Genomic DNA, 17,728 nt, shown 5'->3' with positions numbered 1-17,728 from the left:
CGCCGACGGCGGCAGCGGTCAGCACCGCAGCTCGGTCTTCCAGGACGTGCTGGGCAACGGCTTCATCGAGGAGGCGTTCCGCACCGCCCGGAACGTCGACCCGGCGGCCAAGCTCTGCTACAACGACTACAACATCGAGAACTGGTCCGACGCCAAGACCCAGGGCGTCTACAACATGGTGCGCGACTTCAAGTCCCGGGGCGTGCCCATCGACTGCGTCGGCTTCCAGTCCCACTTCGGCACCGGCGGCCCGCCCGCAAGCTTCCAGACCACCCTGTCCAACTTCGCCGCGCTCGGCGTCGACGTACAGATAACCGAGCTGGACATCGCGCAGGCGCCGGCAAGCGCCTACGCGAACACCGTCAAGGCGTGCATGAACGTCGCGCGTTGCACCGGTATCACCGTGTGGGGCATCCGGGACAGCGACTCCTGGCGCAGCGGCGAGAACCCGCTGCTGTTCGACAACAACGGCAACAAGAAGCCCGCCTACGGCGCGGTCCTGTCCGCGCTGGGCGGCGGCACCGGGAACCCGGGCGGCGGCATCGTCTCGGGCCAGGTGTACCAGGTGAGCGTGGCCTCCGCGGGGCGGGTGCTGGACGTGCCGAGCGGGCAGACCGGGAACGGCACGCCGGTGCAGGTATGGGACGCCAACGGGAGCGCCGCGAACCAGCAGTGGCGGGCGAACCAGAACAGCGACGGCTCGTACACGCTGACCAACATCGCCAGTGGGCGGGTGCTGGACGAGCCAGGTGGCCAGACCGGCAACGGCACGCGCCTGACGATCTGGGACAACAACGGCGGTGCGAACCAGCATTGGCGTGCCACCCAGAACGGCGACAGTTCGTACACCCTGATCAACGTGGCCTCCGGTCGGGCGCTGGAGGTTCCGGCCGGACAGAGCGCCAACGGGAGCCCCGCCCAGGTCTGGGACTCCAACGGCGGCGCCAACCAGCACTGGACCCTCAGGTGAGGTGATCGGGGACCAACACCCGCGTCCGGCACGGCGGCCGTCGCCGGACGCGGGTTTCGGCATGCCCTCACAACCGCCTGACCAGGGCCAAAACATGGGATGGATTACGCCTTGAATCGCCAAGACAGGTCTATTGACAGGGACATGGGGCTGTGGGATCACTATGCGTCATGGGATGTCTGAGTGTTCCCTGTGGGCGCTCCAGTGCGCGCTGACGGGAGCGGTCGACACCCCTCCCGAGCACCTTCGGACAGGCACGGCACTCTCCGTCCCCTTTCCCCCGCAGATCCGAGGACACAGAATGCAGCCTCTATCCGCTCCGCCCTGCCGTCCCACGGGCCGTGTCCCGCACTTACCGGCGGCCGCAGCCGTATGCGTGACGGCACTGCTGGCCATGCTGCTGGCATCCGCACCGACCTGGTCGGCGCCGGCGTCAGCGGCACCCCTGGTGAGCTCGGCGTCGGGGCGATGCCTGGACGTCAGGGGCAACATCGACACGTCGGGCACGGCGCTGGAGATCTGGGACTGCAACGACCAGGTCAACCAGGCGTTCGAGTTCACGGCGGCGGGTGAGCTGAGGACGATGAACGGCACCCGGTGTGTGGACGCCTACGACAACCGGACGGCTCCCGGAGCTCCGGTGGTCATCCGGTCGTGCGACGGGCGGCCGACCCAGGTGTGGCGACAGAACTCCGAAGGGTCCGTCACCGGTGTCGCGTCCGGATTCTGCCTGGACGTCAGCGGGGCGGGCACGGCCAACGGCACCGCGGTCATCCTGTGGACCTGCAACGGCCAGAGCAACCAGAAGTGGACCGCCTCGAAACCTCCGCCTCCGCCCAACGGGTCAGGCCCGTGCGACATCTACGCCGCGGGCGGTACGCCGTGCGTGGCCGCGCACAGCACGGTGCGGGCGCTCTACGGTTCGTACGACGGCTCCCTGTACCAGGTCAGGCGCGCCTCGGACAACGCGACGCGGGACATCGGCGTGCTGGCGCCCGGAGGTTTCGCCGACGCCTCGGCGCAGGACTCGTTCTGCGCGGGCACCACATGCGTGGTCACGGTCGTCCGCGACCAGTCCGGACACGGCAACGACCTGTGGTACCAGGGCTCGGCCCAGGTTCCGGGATCGAGTCAGAGCAGCCCAGCGAAGGCGACCTCGGAGTCGCTGACCGTCGGCGGTACCAAGGCGTACTCGCTCCACATCAACCCCGGGAACAGCTACTGGCGGGACGGTCACCTGACGGGCGTGCCGACCGGTGCCGCACCCGAAGGGGCGTACATGGTGACCAGCGGCACCCATGTCAACGGCGGCTGCTGCTTCGACTACGGCAACAGCGAGACGGACCGGAAGGCCGACGCCGCCGGAGCGATGGACGCGATCAACTTCGGCACCGAGTGCTGGTTCGGCGGCTGCTCCGGCAGCGGTCCCTGGGTGCAGGCCGACCTCGAATGGGGCCTGTACTCCGGCGGCAGCCAGTCCTGGAACACCAACCAGCGGGCGTTTCCGGGCACGTTCGTCACCGCGATGCTGAAGAACAACGGCACATCGAGGTTCGCCCTCAAGGGCGGCAACGCGCAGTCCGGCGGCCTGACCACCCTCTGGGACGGCGGGCTCCCCGGCGGATACAGCCCCATGAAGAAACAAGGGGCCATCGTCCTGGGCAGCGGCGGCGACTGCTGCAAACCCGGCGGCGGGGCCAACCTGAGCGCCGGCACCTTCTACGAGGGAGCCATGGTCGCCGGCTACCCCTCCGACGCGACCGACAACGCGGTGCAGTCCAACATCACTGCCGCCGGCTACCGCTGAACGCCTTTCTGCTTCCCCAACTCGCCCCAGGAGTCGATGACTTATGCCCATAACCACTGCAGGAGCCAGGCGTTTTCGGCCACTGCCCCCGCTGCTGTCCCTGCGCAGAACCCTGGCGCTCACGTTCTCGGCCCTGCTGCTCACCATGGCCGCCCCCCTGCTTTCCCTCGGTATGGCGCAGCCCGCCGCGGCGCTCGGCAACGGGCTCGCTCCGACCCCGCAGATGGGCTTCAACGACTGGAACGCGTACGGCTGTAACGTCTCCGAGTCGCTGATCAAGGCCACGGCCCAGGCGATGCACACCAACGGCATGCAGGCGGCGGGCTATTCGTTCGTCAACATCGACGACTGCTGGATGACCCACAACCGCGACTCCGGCGGCCACCTGGTGCCGGACTTGGCCAAGTTCCCCGACGGCATCAAGGGCACCGCCGATTACGTGCACTCGCTGGGGCTGAAGCTGGGGATCTACGAGGACGCGGGTACCGCGACCTGCGCGGGATACCCGGGGAGCCTGGGGCATGAGGCCACGGACGCGCAGTCGTTCGCGTCGTGGGGTGTGGACTACCTGAAGTACGACAACTGCAACAACACCGGCGTGCCGGCGCGGACCCGGTACACCGCGATGCGAGATGCCCTGGCGGCCACCGGCCGGCCGATCCTGTTCAGCCTGTGCAACTGGGGCCAGGAGAACGTGTGGACCTGGGGCGCGGACGTGGGCAACAGCTGGCGCACCACCGGCGACATCAGCCCGACCTTCTCCAGCATGCTGTCGATCTTCCACAGCAACGTCGGACTGGCCTCCTACGCCGGACCCGGCCACTGGAACGACCCGGACATGCTGGAGGTCGGCAACGGCTCGATGACGGCCACCGAGAGCCGCAGTGAGTTCAGTCTGTGGGCGGAGATGGCCGCGCCGCTGATCGCGGGCACCAACATCCCCTCGGCCAGTTCCGACACCTTGTCCGTCCTGACCAACTCCCGGGTGATCGCGGTCGACCAGGACTCGCTCGGCAAACAGGGCACCATGGTGTCCTCCTCGGGCGGCCTTGACGTACTGGCCAAGCCGCTCGCCAACGGGGATGTGTCGGTGGCGCTGTTCAACGAGACCGGCTCCACGGCGACCATCACCACCACCGCGCCGGCGATCGGAAAGACCGGGGCGTCCGCCTACACCCTGACCGACCTTTGGTCGGGCGCGTCCTCGACCACCTCCGGCACGATCAGCGCCTCGGTACCGGCGCACGGCACGGTGATGTACCGGGTCGCGGGCGGCACCAGCGGCGGCGGAGGCACCGGCGTGACCGGTGAGCTGCACGCGGCCGGCGCGGGCAAGTGCCTGGACGTGCCGAACTCCACCACGACCGCCGGCACCCAGGTGGAGATCTGGAGCTGCAACGGCGGCGCCAACCAGACCTGGACCCACACCGCCTCCGACCAGCTCACGGTCTACTCCGGCAGTGGTCAGATGTGCCTGGACGCCTACAACAACCAGACCACACCGGGAACGAAGGTGGAGATCTGGCCATGCAACGGCCAGAGCAACCAGCAGTGGTCGCTGAACTCCAACGGCACGATCACCGGCGTCCAGTCCGGCCTGTGCCTGGACGTCACCGGAGGGGCCACGGCTGACGGCACCCTCGCCGAACTGTGGACCTGCAACGGCACCAGCGGCCAGCGGTGGACGCTGGGATGATCCGCCTCTCCCTCGGCCACGGGCAGCTTCGGTGCCGCCGGCGCGGCGGCACCGCCACAGAGGAGGTCTCCATGCCCGGATCAGCAACAGATCGCCGGCAAAGGCGATTTCCGGCCGTGCTCCTGATCGCCCTGGCGATGGCCCTGGCCGCGTTGGGCACACCGGCCTTCGCCACATCCCCGCGGACCGGCACACCGGCCGCGGTCCACCATGCCGCCCCGCGGGCGAACGCCTCCGCGGCCGACGCGTCGCTTCCCTGCGACATCTATGCCGCAGGCGGAACGCCGTGCGTGACCGCGCACTCCACGACGAGGGCGCTCTTCGCCTCGTACAACGGGCCGCTCTACCAGATCCAGCGGTCGTCCGACCACAGCTACCGCGACATCGGGGTGCTCGGCGCGGGCGGGTACGCCGACGGCGCGTCCCAGGTGTCGTTCTGCGCGGGCACATCGTGCACGATCACGAAGATCTACGACCAGACCGCCAGACACAACGACCTGCCGATCTCCTGGGGCGGCTACTGGAAGGGTCCCGGTCCCAACGGGGCCGATGTAGGAGCGGACGCCATGGCCCTGCCGGTGACCGCGGCCGGCCACCAGGTCTTCGGCGTCAAGGTCACCCCTGGCGTCGGTTACCGGATCGACCACGCGAGCGGCGTGGCCACCGGCTCCCAGCCCGAAGGCATCTACATGGTGACCTCGTCGAACTACACGAACCAGTGGTGCTGCTTCGACTACGGAAGCGGCGAGAACTCCCACACCGACACCGGCAACGCCACCATGAACGCCATCTACTGGGGCAACGCCTGCTGGTTCGGCGGCTGCACCGGCAGCGGCCCGTGGGTCGAGGCCGACCTCGAGAACGGCATGTTCCACACCAACACCGGCTCCAACAAAGACCCGAACAACCAGGGCGTGCACTACCCGTTCGTCAGCGCCTGGCTGAAGAACAACGGCACCAGCAACTTCACGCTCAAGTACGGCAACGGTGCCAGCGGCGGGCTGACCACCACCTTCTCCGGCCCCCTGCCGAACGGCTACTCGCCGATGAAGGTCGACAGTTCCGTTCTGCTCGGCACCGGCGGCGACAACAGCCCCTCGGGACAAGGCGAGTTCTTCGAAGGCGCGATGACGGCGGGCTACCCCTCCGACGCCACCGAGAACGCCGTCCAGGCCAGCATCACCGCCGCCGGCTACGGGACGGGCAGCGGCGGCGGTACGACGGGCGCGCTGCGTGCGGTGGGTGCGGGAAAGTGTCTGGAGGTGCCGGGCGGGTCCACGACGACGGGTACGCAGACGCAGATCCGGGACTGCACCGGCGCGGTGAACCAGACCTGGTCCCAGAGTGCCTCTCACGAGCTGACCGTCTCCTCCGGCGGCAGCCGCCTGTGTCTGGACGCCTCCGGGCAGGGCACCAGCCCCGGCACCAAGGTCATCGCCTGGACCTGTAACGGCCAACCCAACCAGCAGTGGACGCTCAACGCGAACGGCACCGTCACCAGCACCCAGTCCGGGCTGTGCCTGGACGTGACGGGCGCCGCCACCGCCAACGGCACCCCCGTGGAGCTGTGGACCTGCAACGGCCAAACCAACCAGCAATGGTCGCTGAGCTGACCGGTGAGGCACGCCCGCTCGACTCCGGGGCGGCATCCCAACGCCGCCCCGACTCAGGAGGATCGGATGAGGACGAGAGCGAGACCCGGCCGTCTGGCACTGCTGGCGGGCATCGTCCTGGCACTCGTGCTGCCGCTGCTGTCGACGGCCCCGAGCCAGGCCGCTTCCGGCACAGCGCTGAGCGTCAACGTGGCGTCGACCCGGGGACCGTCGACCGGTGTGGGCGAGGGGTTCCTCTACGGCATCAGCGAAGACGGCAGCCAGCCGCCGGACCAGTTCCTCCAGCAGCTGGGGATCAACGCGTTCCGCGGCGGCGGATGGTTCTCCGGCGGCTGGATCAAGGACGGCTACCAGTACGGCTCGGCCACCCGGGCCGACGTCGACTCGATCATCGCGCAGGCGAAACGGCTCACCCGGCCGCCGTACCACGCGCAGTACCAGGTGCTGGTCAGCGACATCTACGGCGCGAACGGCGGCCAGCCGTCGAACACGACGTACCCCTGCGACAACGGCAACTGCTCCAACTGGATCAACTTCATCGACTCCACGGTGGGAGCGCTGCAGGCCTCGGGGCTGACGTTCGCCTACGACATCTGGAACGAGCCGGACATCTCCGTGTTCTGGACCCGGGGTGTCAACAGCGCGCAGTACTTCCAGATGTGGGACACCGCCTACCGGGAGATCCGGCGCATCGCCCCAGGGGCGCAGATCGTGGGGCCGTCCCTCGCCTTCACCCCGCAGCGCAACCCCGGTGAATGGCAGGCCTGGCTCGCGCACGTCAAGGCGGCCGGGACAGTTCCGGACATGATCACCAACCACAACGAGGGCGACGTCGACGACCCGGTCACCGTCGCGCAGAGCCTCCGCAACGCCCTGAGCTCGGCGGGCATCGGCCCGTTGCCGCTGTCCTCGAACGAATACCAGCCGGCCGACCGGCAGACCGCCGGGGTGACGGCCTGGTACCTGGCACGGTTCGCGCAGTCCGGCTACACCAACGCGATGCGCGGCAACTGGGTGTGCTGCGTCACCCCCAACCTGACAGGTGTCCTCACCCAGAGCGGGGGCAGCTGGCAGCCGACCGGCAACTGGTGGGCCCTTCGCGACTACGCCGACATGACCGGCACCCTCGTCGACACCTCCGGCCAGGTCGGCTCGACGGCGATCGCAGCCGCCGAGGACTCCGCCGCCAAACGTGCGGTGGCCGTCGTCGGTGACTCGAACGGCTACACCGGCGCCGCGTCCGTGACCTTCACCGGGCTGTCGTCCGTACCCTGGCTGACGAACGCCGGCAGCGTGCACGTCACCGTCCACCGCATCCCGGACCAGGCGCCGCTCAGTGCGCCACAGACCGTGTACGACCAGAACGTGAGCGCCTCGAGCGGCTCGATCACCGTGCCGTTCACCTTCCAGGGCTCCCACGACGCGTTCGCCCTCTATCTCACCCCGGCCTCGTCCGGCGGCGGGGGCTTCCCTGACGGCTACCACCAACTCGTGGTCGCCGGCGACAACTTGTGCCTGGACGTGTACGGCAACTCCGGCAGCGCGGGTGCCGCGATCGACCAGTGGACGTGCAACGGGCAGGGCAACCAGCAGTTCCAGTTCGTGCCGGCCTCGGACGGCTACGGCGAACTGCGGGCCCAGGGCTCCGGCCAGGACGTGGCGGTCGCCGGCAGCTCCACGGCGGCCGGCTCCCCGGACATCGTTCAACAGGCCCCCGGCACAGCGGCCAACGGCCTGTGGCTGCCCATGCGCCAGTCCGACGGCTCGTATGCGTTCCAGAACCGCAACAGCGGCCTGTGCCTGGACGTCTACGGCGCCGGCAGCAACGCGGGACAGCAACTGGACCAGTGGCAGTGCAAGAACGCGCCGGGCACCAACCAGGACTTCGCCGTCCGCTGAACCGTCCGCCGACCGCACCGGCCGTGGACACCTCAGACCTGCGAAAGGAACCCACCGTGTCAGCACTCAGACGGCTGCTGCGGCGCCTGCGCGCCTCGACAGCCGTGCTCACGGGCCTCATCCTGGCCGTCGGCGGCCTCGTGGGCACTACCGCCGCTCCCGCCCAAGCCGCCACCTCCATCACCATCAACGGCACCTCCGGCGGCCGGACCTTCGACGGCGTCGGCGCGATCAGCGGCGGAGGCGGCAACAGCAGACTACTGATCGACTACCCCGAACCCCAGCGCGGCCAGATCCTCGACTACCTCTTCCGGCCCGGCTACGGCGCCTCCCTGCAGATCCTCAAGGCCGAGATCGGCGGGGACACCAACTCCACCTCGGGAGCCGAGCCCAGTCACCAGCACACCCGCTCCGACCTCAACTGCGACCGGGGCTACGAATGGTGGCTGATGGAGCAGGCCAAAGCCCGCAACCCGAACATCAAGCTGTACGGGCTCGCCTGGGGAGCGCCCGGCTGGATCGGGGGCGGGAACTTCTGGTCCACCGACATGATCAACTACCTGCTCTCGTGGCTGGGTTGCGCCAAACAGCACGGGCTCGGTATCGACTACCTCGGCGGCTGGAACGAGCGAGGCTACAACGTCTCCTGGTACGAGCAACTGCGCAGCGCTCTCAACAGCAACGGCTACGGCAGCGTCAAGATCGTCGCGGCCGACTCGGACTGGTCCGTGGCCAACGACGTCGACTCCAACCCGGCGTTCGCCGCCGCGGTGAACATCATCGGCACGCACTACCCCTGTGGCTACCGCTCCTCCCAGTCCACCTGCTCGGTGCCGTCGGCCGCCACGTCGTCCGGCAAGCAGCTGTGGGCCAGCGAGAACGGCTCGGACGACTACAACGCGGGAGCCCCGGCCGTGGCCCGCGGCATCAACCGCGGATACATCGACGGCCGCATGACCGCGTATCTCAACTGGCCTGTGGTCGCCGCGATCACCCCGAACCTGCCCTACCCCACCATGGGTCTCGCCCTCGCCTCGCAGCCGTGGTCCGGGCATTACGCGATCGGCAAGAACACCTGGGTGATGGCGCACACCAGCCAGTTCACCGCGCCAGGATGGCAGTACCTCGACGCCTCCAGCGGCTACATCGGTGGAAACCGGAACAACGGCAGCTACGTGTCGCTGAAGTCCGTGAACAACTCCGACTACTCCACGGTCATCGAGACGATGGACGCCGGCAGCGCTCAGACGCTGAACTTCAACGTCACCGGAGGGCTGTCCACCGGAACCGTCCACGTCTGGTCGACCGACGTCGACTCCGGCAATCCGGCCGACTACTTCGTGCACGCCACGGACATCACGCCGTCGGGCGGCGGCTTCAGCCTGACCGTGCAGCCCCACCGCGTCTACACGCTGACCACCACGACCGGCCAGGGCAAGGGCACCGCCACCGGCCCCGCCCAGGGCACGATGAGCCTGCCATACAGCGACTCCTTCGACGGCTACGCCACCGGCACCGAGGCGAAGTACCTCATGGACTGGCAGGGCGCCTTCGAGGTGACGGGCTGCGGCGGCGGCCGCAGCGGCCAGTGCGTGCGCCAGATGAGCCCGCAGAAACCGATCACCTGGGACGCGCTGTCCGATCCGCACGCCCTGCTCGGTGATGTGAGCTGGAGCAACTACACCGTCTCGTCCGACGTGCTGCTCGAACAGCCGGGATACGCCGAGCTGATCGGCCGCGCGAACGGGCAGGACTACGGCAGCACCGGCCAACTGAACGCCTACCACCTGCGGGTGAGCGACACCGGAGCCTGGTCGATCCTGAACTCCAACACCAACGGCAGCGTCTCCACCCTCGCCCACGGCACGACCACGGCGCTGGGCACCAACCGGTGGCACAGCGTGGCGCTCACCTTCTCGGGCACCACTCTCACCGCCGTCATCGACGGTTCCACGGTCGGTTCCGTTAACGACCGCACCTGGGCCGGCGGACAGGTCGGCTACGCGACCAGCCAGGGCGAGACGGCACAGTTCGACAACCTGTCCCTCACCCCCGGCAGCGGCGGAACCGGCGGTGGCACGACCGCCACGATCGTCGGGGCCGGCTCCGGCCGGTGCGTGGACGTACCGAACCAGTCGCAGACATCCGGCACCCAGGTGGAGCTGTGGGACTGCAACGGCGGCAGCAACCAGCAGTGGACCAGCACTTCCGCCGGTGAACTGCGGGTCTACGGCAGCGCCTGTCTGGACGCCTCGGGGAGCGGCACCAGCCCCGGCACCAAGGTCGACATCTGGACCTGTGACGGTGGCAGCAACCAGAAGTGGACGCTCAACGCCGACGGCACGATCACCGGTGCCCAGTCCGGCCTGTGCCTGGACGCCACCGGAGCGGGAACAGCCAACGGCACCCTGCTGGAGCTGTGGACCTGCACCGGGGGCGGTAACCAGAAGTGGACGCGCAACTGATCCGGTGACGCCCGAGATCACACCCCGTCGATGACTTTGAGAGGCTCCGCATGACCTCCTCCCCCCTCCCGATCAGCCGGCGCCGGCTGCTGGCGGCGACTGGCGCGATGACGGCCTTCGGCCTGCTGCGGTTCGCCCCCGAGGCCGCCGCGACCGACGGCCCCGCGAGCTACACCGCGAGCTGGTCCTCCGTCGACCAGCACCCCCCGGCCGCGGCCTGGTTCAAGGACGCCAAGTTCGGCATCTACTACCACTGGGGCGTCTTCAGCGTCCCCGCGTTCGGCAACGAGTGGTATCCGCGCAACATGTACATCGGCGGCTCGAACGAGAACAAGCACCACATCGCCACCTACGGCGACCCCTCGGTGTGGCCGTACAACAACTTCATCGACGGAGCCCCTGACAAGGCCGGCAACTTCGTGCAGTTCGCCCCCAAACTGGCATCGCAGGGCGGTAGTTGGGACCCGGAAGCCTGGGCCCGGCTGTTCAAGGCCGCGGGCGCCAGGTTCGCGGGCCCGGTTGCCGAGCACCACGACGGCTTCTCCATGTGGAACAGCCGCGCCAACCCGTGGAACTCGGTCCGGCACGGCCCCAAGCTCGACCTCGTCGGCCTGCACGCACAGGCCATCCGCGGGCAGGGCCTGAAGTTCATGGCCTCCCTCCACCACGCCTACCACTTCAACGGCTTCTACGACCACGTGCCGAACCAGTCGGACCCGACCCTGCGCATCCTCTTCGGCCAGCAGGGCTCGGCCGCCGAGAACCAGCTCTGGTACGACAAGCTGGTCGAGGTCGTCGACGGCTACCAACCCGACCTGATCTGGCAGGACTTCGACCTCAACCTGGTACAGGAATCGGACCGGCTCCAGTTCCTCGCGTACTACTACAACCGGGCCGTCGCCTGGAACAAGGACGTCGTCGCGACCTACAAGGACGGCCTCGACAACAAGGGTGAGGTCTTCGACTTCGAGCGCGGCGGCCCGGCAGGGCTGCTCACTCCGTTCTGGCTGACCGACGACAGCATCTCCTCCTCCAGCTGGTGCTACACGGTCGGCATCGGCTACTACTCGACGCAGGCACTGCTTCATTCGCTGATCGACCGGGTCAGCAAGGGCGGCACCATGCTGCTGAACATCGCCCCGATGGCCGACGGCACCATCCCCTCCGGGCAGCAGTCGATCCTGCTCGGCATGGGCGACTGGCTCGGCCGCTTCGGAGAGGCGGTCTACGGCACCCGCTCCTGGACCAGTTACGGCGAGGGCCCCACCAAGATGGGCGGAGGCTCGTTCAGCGGACCTGTGGCCGGCAAACCGCAGGACATCCGGTTCACCCGCAGCCAGGACAACAAGGTCCTCTACGTCACCGCGTTGGGCTGGCAGGGCGCGACCATGACCATCACCACGCTGAACTCCAACCAGATCAACCTCAGCAGCCTGACCAGCGCCCAACTGCTCAACAACGCCGCCGGCACCTACGTCAACCTGCCCGCCCCGAGCCAGGACGCCTCCGGCCTGCACCTGGCCATGCCCTCGGCCAACCCGCCGTTCAGCGCCCTGGCGTACACGGTCAAGCTGACCTTCTCCGGTGAGATCCCCGTCCTGGGCGCACCGGGCGGCTCCACGACCTGGGTGAAGATCGCCAACGTGACCAGCGGGCTGGTGCTCGACAGCGGGGGAAACGTGGCGTCCGGCTCCAACCTCAAGCAGTGGAACTACGACGGCAGCGCCAACCTGCAGTGGCAGCTGATCGACCTCGGCAACGGCTACTACCGCATCATGAACCGCACCAACGGCATGGCCGCCGACAGCTGGGGCAACTCCGCCAACGGCGCTCCCGCCCGGCAGGAGGTCTGGAACGGCGGCAACAACCAGCAGTGGTCGCTCACCAGCCTCGGCGGCGGCCGTTACCAGATCGTCAACCGGGGCACCGGCACCGCGCTCGACGGCAGCGGCAGCACCACGGTGGGCTCGACCGCGGTGCTGTGGACGCCGAACTCCAGCACCAACAACGAGTGGACCATCACCGGCGTCTGAACCGCCCCGTCGACCCACGCTTCCAGTCAACCCCCCACCACGGAAGAGGGAGTGCATGAAACGCAAACCGCTCCTCATGTCCATCGCGGCTGCGATACTTCTCGTCCTGTCAGCTGCGGGCACCTCGTTCAGCAGCGGCCTCGGCGCACGCCCGTCGGCAACGGCCACGGCCGGCTGCGGCAAGGCCCCAACGCTGACGAGTGGCACCCACACGATCCAGAGCGGTGGCCAGACACGCAGCTACATCCTGCGGGTCCCCGCCGGCTACGACAGCAACCACCCCTACCGGCTGATCTTCGGTTTCCACTGGCGGGGCGGCACGGCGGGCGACGTCGACTCGGGCGGTACGGACGGGTACAACTGGTCCTACTACGGACTGAGGCGCCTGGCAGACAACGCGAACAACAGCACGATCTTCGTCGCCCCCCAGGGCAACGGCAACGGCTGGGCCAACCCCGGCGGCCAGGACGTGGCCTTCGTCGACGCCATGGTCAGCCAGATCGAAGCAGGTCTGTGCGTCGACACCACCCAGTTGTTCTCCGCGGGCTTCAGCTACGGCGGTGCCATGTCCTACGCCCTCGCCTGCTCCCGGGCGACGGTCTTCCGCGCGGTCGCGGTCTACTCCGGCGCGAACCTCAGCGGGTGCAACGGCGGCAACCAGCCCATCGCCTACATGGGACTGCACGGCCTCAGGGACAACGTGCTGCCCATCCAGTCGGGACGAGACCTGCGCGACACCTTCGTCCGGACCAACGGCTGCACCCCACAGAACCCGCCCGAGCCGGCCTACGGAAGCCTGACGCACATCATCACCACCTACTCCGGATGCAGGTCCGGATACCCCGTCGTCTGGGCCGCGTTCGACGGGGCGGGCCATGACCCCGGTCCCATAGACGGTTCCACCGGCGACGGCTGGCGCACCTGGACGTCGGCAGCGGTGTGGCAGTTCTTCACCCAGTTCGGCTCGAATCCGCCGCCACCGCCGCCGCCCTCAGGTAACCAGGAGATCGTCGGCCAGCAGTCGGGGCGCTGCCTCGACATCAACAACTCCACGACGGCCAACGGCACGCAGGCACAACTGTGGGAGTGCAACGGCGGCTCCAACCAACGGTGGACCCACACCACCGGAAAGCAGCTCATGGTCTACGGCAACAAGTGCCTGGGCGTCGGCCAGTCCGCGGGCAACGGCACCCCGGCGGCGATCTGGGACTGCACCGGGCAGCCGGACCAGCAATGGAACATCAATCCCGACGGCACGATCACCGCAGCACAGTCGGGGCTCTGTCTGGACGCCAACGGCCAGCAGACCGCGAACGGAACGAAAGTCCAGCTGTGGAACTGCACGGGCGGTGCGAACCAGCGCTGGCGCCTGGAGAACTGACACGCCGGGGCCAGGCAGGGCGCCATGCCTGCCTGGCCCCGGATGACGTCCACACGGGCGGGGCGTCAGGCAGCACCTGCGCCCTGGTCGCCGTCATCGCCGTCCTGGACTTCAGGACCCGGACGCCCAAGGCCGGCATGAACGCGGTCAGGTACACCATGTGCGCGACCAGCTCCGGTACCTGCTGGGCCACCTGCGTCGGACCCGCCGGAAGAGGTCCGGCGCAGGCCTCCGTCCGCTGCCGGGCGGCACGCTCGGCCCGCGCGTCATCGACGTCTACCGAAGGGGAGGGGCCTCGCCGGAGCGCAGGTGTTCTCTGAGCCACTGTTCGGTGTTGCTCACGTGCAGCAGTGCGGCGGCCTGGCTGAGGGAGCCGTCGCGGGTGGACAGGGCATGGAAGATCGCCTCGTGCTCGGCGAGAGTCCGGCCCGCGGCCTGGGTGTCGACCAGGCCGCGCCAGATGCGGGCGCGCAGAGTGCGGCCGGAGATGCCCTCGAGGAGGGTGAGCAGGGTCTCGTTGCCCGTGGCCGTGATGACGGCGCGGTGGAAGGCGGCGTCGTGGATGTTGAGCTGCTCGACGTCGTCGCGGGCCTCACGCATGGCGTCCAGGTGCCGCTTGACCTCGGCAAGCTGCTCGTCGGAGATCCGGGTGGCGGCCAGGGCGGTGGCGACCGGTTCGAGGAGACGCCGCACCTCCATGAGGTCCTGCAGGGCGGCGGAGTCGCCCTGCAGCAGTTCCACCGCTCCGCCGAGCCCTTCCAGGAGCAGGCTCGGCTGCAAGCTGGTCACGTACGTGCCGTCACCCCGCCGGACCTCCAGAACCCGCGCGACGGCCAGCGCCTTGACCGCCTCACGGGCCAGGTTGCGGGACAGACCCAGCTGGGCTGCCAGGTCCGGCTCCGGCGGCAGCTTGGAGCCCGGAGGCAGCGCACCGGTGCGGATCAGCTCGCGGATCTGCGCTATGGCCTTGTCCGTCAGAGACACTGCGAACTCCTTCCAGGATCGTCCGCCGTGGGCACGTCCGACCTGATCAGTCCTCGGGCACGGAGATCATCCCAGAGATCTTCAGGGATCCGCTGATCGTGGAGTTCCACGTTTCGTGCAACCTGCTCCGCGTTCCGCACACCGAGGGTGATGTTGATGATACTGGGATGGGTGCGCGGGAAGGCGATCGCGGCGGCGGGCAGGGTCGTGCCGTGCGCCGCGCAGACCTCGGCGATCGCCCGAGCGCGGGCTACCAGGGCAGGCGGGGCGTCCTGGTAGTCGTACTTCATGCCCTCGGCGGGGCGGTCGCGGGAGAGCAGCCCCGAGTTGAAGACGCCCACCGCCACGACGCTCTTGCCGAGTTCCCGCGCTGCGGGCAGGACATCGTCGAGGGCCGACTGGTCGAGGAGTGTGTAGCGCCCGGCCAGCATGACCAGGTCGGCTGCGGTCTCGCGCAGGAAGCGGGCCAGCATGGCCGACTGGTTCATGCCGGCGCCGATCGCGCCGATCACCCCCTGGTCGCGGAGGTCCGCGAGGGCCGGCATGGCCTCCTCGGCGGCCTGTCTCCAGTGGTCGTCGGGGTCGTGCAGGTAGACGACGTCCAGGCGGTCGAGGCCGGTGCGTTCCAAGGTCGCCTCGATGGAGCGGAGCACTCCGTCACGGCTGAAGTCCCACTGCCTGCGCAGGTCGTCCGGCACCACGAAGCCCTCGGTGTCGATGCCGCGCGGCTGCTCGTTGGGGACGAGCAGGCGGCCGACCTTGGAGGAGACGACGTACGCGTCGCGTGGACGGTCCCGCAGGGCGGCTCCCAGGCGTCGCTCGGAGAGACCGAGTCCGTAGTGCGGTGCCGTGTCGAAGTACCGGATGCCGGCCTCCCAGGCCGCCTCGATCGCGGCCTGCGCGTCGTGAGCAGGGGTGACGCGGTAGAGATTGCCGATCACGGAGGCCCCGAAGCCGAGTTCCGTGAGCTCGACGGGGGTGTTCGTGATCTTCCGGTGGCCCATGGTCCGATGTGTCAACTCTGCTCCTCCGGTGGTGCGGTTCGGTACGGCGGCCGAGGGCCGGTCATCGTCTGACGGCAGCCGAGCCACCTGCCATGAGCGCCTCGACGTCGGCGAGTGAGGCCATGGAGACGTCACCGGGCGTGGTCATGGCCAGTGCGCCGTGGACGGTGCCGTAGGCCAGAGCGCGTTGCAGGCCGGCGGCATCGAGGTTGGCCGCGGGCCTGGCGTGAGCCGCCGAGCCGCGCTCCTCGCCGTCGCCCGTCAGCAGTCCGTAGATCAGTCCGGCCGCGAACGCGTCGCCGGAGCCGATGCGGTCCAGGACGTGCAGGCCGGGCATGTCGGGGCCACGCACGCAGCCGGTCCGGGCCGACCAGGCTGCCGAGGACCAGTCGTTCACCCCGGCCGAGGGCACCGTGCGCACGGTCGTCGCCAGCACCTCGGCCTGGGGCAGGCGTCCCGCGACCTCTGCGAGCGCGTCCTGCACCTCGTCCGCCCTGACCCGCAGCGCCCCTGGGTACGGTCCGGCCAGGCCCAGGGCGCCCACGACGACGTCGGCGTGGCGGGCGAGCCGCAGGTCGACCTCGCGGGCGGCGTTGGCGCCGCCCCGGCCGGCCCAGAGACTGGGGCGGTAGTTGGGGTCGTAGGAGACCGTCACACCGTGCCGCCGCGCGGCCGCCATGGCCTCGTCCGCGACGTCCACGGTGGTCTCCGACAGACCGGCGAAGATGCCGCCGGTGTGGAACCAGCGCGGACCCGAGGAGAAGACCGCGTCCCAGTCGACATCCCCCTTGCGCAGCTGTGAGACGGCTGTGCCCGCGCGGTCGCTGACGCCCAGCGCGCCCCGGATGCCGAAGCCGCGCTCGACGAAGTTCAGGCCGTTGCGCGCGCCGCGGCCGATGCCGTCCGCGGGCACCCACCGGATCATGGAGGTGGCGACTCCACCCTGGAGGATCAGGTCCTCGACCAGCCGCCCCACCTGGTTGTCGGCCAGGGCGGTCACCACGGCCGTAGGCAGGCCGAAGCAGCGACGCAGTCCGCGGACGACGTTGTACTCACCGCCGCCTTCCCAGACCTGGAAGGTGCGGGCGGTGTGGATCCTGCCCTCGCCCGGGTCGAAGCGGAGCATCACCTCGCCGAGGGCCACCACGTCGGTCACGTCGCGCTCCCGTGCACGGCCTCGGCGGTCAGCCGGCGGATCTCCTCGTAGTCGCCCCGCTCCAGGTGGGCGGGGGTGGCCATCCAGCTGCCGCCGACGGCGAGGACCGCCGGGTGGGTGAGGTAGCCGGCCAGGCGCGGTGCGTCGATGCCGCCCGTCGGTACGAACCGTGCCTGGGGGAAGGGGGCCGCGAGGGCGCGCAGCATCGGGATGCCGCCGAGTGGTTCGGCGGGGAAGAGCTTGACGGTGTCCAGGCCGGCCCGCAGGGCGCGCATCAGCTCGGTGGCGGAGGCGATGCCGGGCACCACGGGCACCCTCAGCTCGCGGCACTTGGCGACGACTGCCTCGTCGAAGCCGGGCGAGACGACGAAACGGGCCCCGGCCGCCACGGCCCGCTCCGCCTGCTCGGGCGTGAGGACCGTACCGGCGCCGACGGTCAGCCCGCCGTGGGCGGCCATCGTCTTGAGTACCCGCTCGGCGTCGGGGGTGCGGAAGGTGACCTCGGCGCACCGGGCGTCGCCCGCCGCGAGCGCGTCGGCCAGCGGGCCGGCGGTCGCGGCGGAGGGCACGGTCAGCACCGGCATGACGCGGGCGCCGTCCAGCACGGAGGCCAGGTCGGTGTCGCTCATCGGCCGAGCCATCCGCCGTCGACGGGCAGGACGGTGCCGTGGACGTAGGCGGCGGCGTCCGAGGCGAGGAACACCGTGGCGCCCGCGAGGT

Annotated in this window: 12 protein-coding genes and 1 pseudogene; 8 read left to right on the top strand and 5 right to left on the bottom strand. The window is 69.4% G+C overall.

Translation table 11 applies throughout. The features are described from left to right. The 8 genes and pseudogenes from ACH47Z_RS45830 to ACH47Z_RS45795 form a co-directional block, all read left to right on the top strand. Window positions 1–967 (top strand): annotated as a pseudogene (locus tag ACH47Z_RS45830) (endo-1,4-beta-xylanase); the annotation flags it as partial. 397 nt (window positions 968–1,364) lie between these two features. After that, entirely contained in the window at window positions 1,365–2,777 is a 1,413-nt protein-coding gene (locus tag ACH47Z_RS45825) for an arabinofuranosidase catalytic domain-containing protein (RefSeq protein WP_399086180.1), read from the top strand. Window positions 2,778–2,820: 43 nt separating this feature from the next. Next, a complete protein-coding gene (locus ACH47Z_RS45820) occupies window positions 2,821–4,473 on the top strand; it encodes a glycoside hydrolase family 27 protein (protein WP_399086168.1) in 1,653 nt (550 codons plus the stop codon). Window positions 4,474–4,544: 71 nt separating this feature from the next. Then, the gene (locus tag ACH47Z_RS45815; RefSeq protein WP_399086165.1) at window positions 4,545–6,086 is read left to right on the top strand and encodes an arabinofuranosidase catalytic domain-containing protein; all 1,542 of its coding nucleotides are present in this window, start codon (window positions 4,545–4,547) and stop codon (window positions 6,084–6,086) included. A 66-nt stretch (window positions 6,087–6,152) separates the two neighbouring features. Next, the gene (locus ACH47Z_RS45810) at window positions 6,153–7,985 is read left to right on the top strand and encodes an RICIN domain-containing protein (protein WP_399086162.1); all 1,833 of its coding nucleotides are present in this window, start codon (window positions 6,153–6,155) and stop codon (window positions 7,983–7,985) included. Window positions 7,986–8,041: 56 nt separating this feature from the next. Then, the gene (locus tag ACH47Z_RS45805) at window positions 8,042–10,450 is read left to right on the top strand and encodes a ricin-type beta-trefoil lectin domain protein (RefSeq protein WP_399086159.1); all 2,409 of its coding nucleotides are present in this window, start codon (window positions 8,042–8,044) and stop codon (window positions 10,448–10,450) included. Between the two features lie 50 nt (window positions 10,451–10,500). Next, window positions 10,501–12,483 (top strand): alpha-L-fucosidase, encoded by a 1,983-nt coding sequence (locus tag ACH47Z_RS45800; RefSeq protein WP_399086156.1) that lies wholly within the window; start codon window positions 10,501–10,503, stop codon window positions 12,481–12,483. Window positions 12,484–12,559: 76 nt separating this feature from the next. Next, window positions 12,560–13,864 (top strand): RICIN domain-containing protein, encoded by a 1,305-nt coding sequence (locus ACH47Z_RS45795; RefSeq protein ID WP_399086177.1) that lies wholly within the window; start codon window positions 12,560–12,562, stop codon window positions 13,862–13,864. 276 nt (window positions 13,865–14,140) lie between these two features. On the opposite strand, the gene ACH47Z_RS45790 is transcribed toward ACH47Z_RS45795, so the two are convergent. The 5 genes from ACH47Z_RS45790 to ACH47Z_RS45770 all read right to left on the bottom strand — a co-directional run. After that, on the bottom strand, window positions 14,141–14,848 hold the full coding sequence (locus ACH47Z_RS45790) for a FadR/GntR family transcriptional regulator (protein ID WP_399086153.1): 708 nt from the start codon (window positions 14,846–14,848) through the stop codon (window positions 14,141–14,143). Beyond that, on the bottom strand, window positions 14,839–15,852 hold the full coding sequence (locus ACH47Z_RS45785; RefSeq protein WP_399086174.1) for an aldo/keto reductase: 1,014 nt from the start codon (window positions 15,850–15,852) through the stop codon (window positions 14,839–14,841). Before ACH47Z_RS45785 ends, ACH47Z_RS45790 begins: the two co-directional genes overlap by 10 nt. 61 nt (window positions 15,853–15,913) lie before the next feature. Beyond that, a complete protein-coding gene (locus ACH47Z_RS45780; protein ID WP_399086150.1) occupies window positions 15,914–17,008 on the bottom strand; it encodes a PfkB family carbohydrate kinase in 1,095 nt (364 codons plus the stop codon). Continuing rightward, window positions 17,005–17,637 (bottom strand): bifunctional 4-hydroxy-2-oxoglutarate aldolase/2-dehydro-3-deoxy-phosphogluconate aldolase, encoded by a 633-nt coding sequence (locus ACH47Z_RS45775; RefSeq protein WP_399086147.1) that lies wholly within the window; start codon window positions 17,635–17,637, stop codon window positions 17,005–17,007. The genes ACH47Z_RS45780 and ACH47Z_RS45775 overlap by 4 nt, the downstream gene beginning before the upstream one ends. After that, window positions 17,634–17,728, bottom strand: a 95-nt coding sequence (locus ACH47Z_RS45770; RefSeq protein ID WP_399086171.1) for an SDR family oxidoreductase, incomplete at its 5' end; no start/stop codon positions are given. The genes ACH47Z_RS45770 and ACH47Z_RS45775, both read right to left, overlap by 4 nt.

It is taken from the genome of Streptomyces sp. NPDC020192 (assembly GCF_044388685.1).
GTDB lineage: Bacteria > Actinomycetota > Actinomycetes > Streptomycetales > Streptomycetaceae > Streptomyces.
The sequence above is the reverse complement of the archived record's forward strand: the minus strand, read 5'-3'. Positions and strand labels throughout refer to the sequence as shown.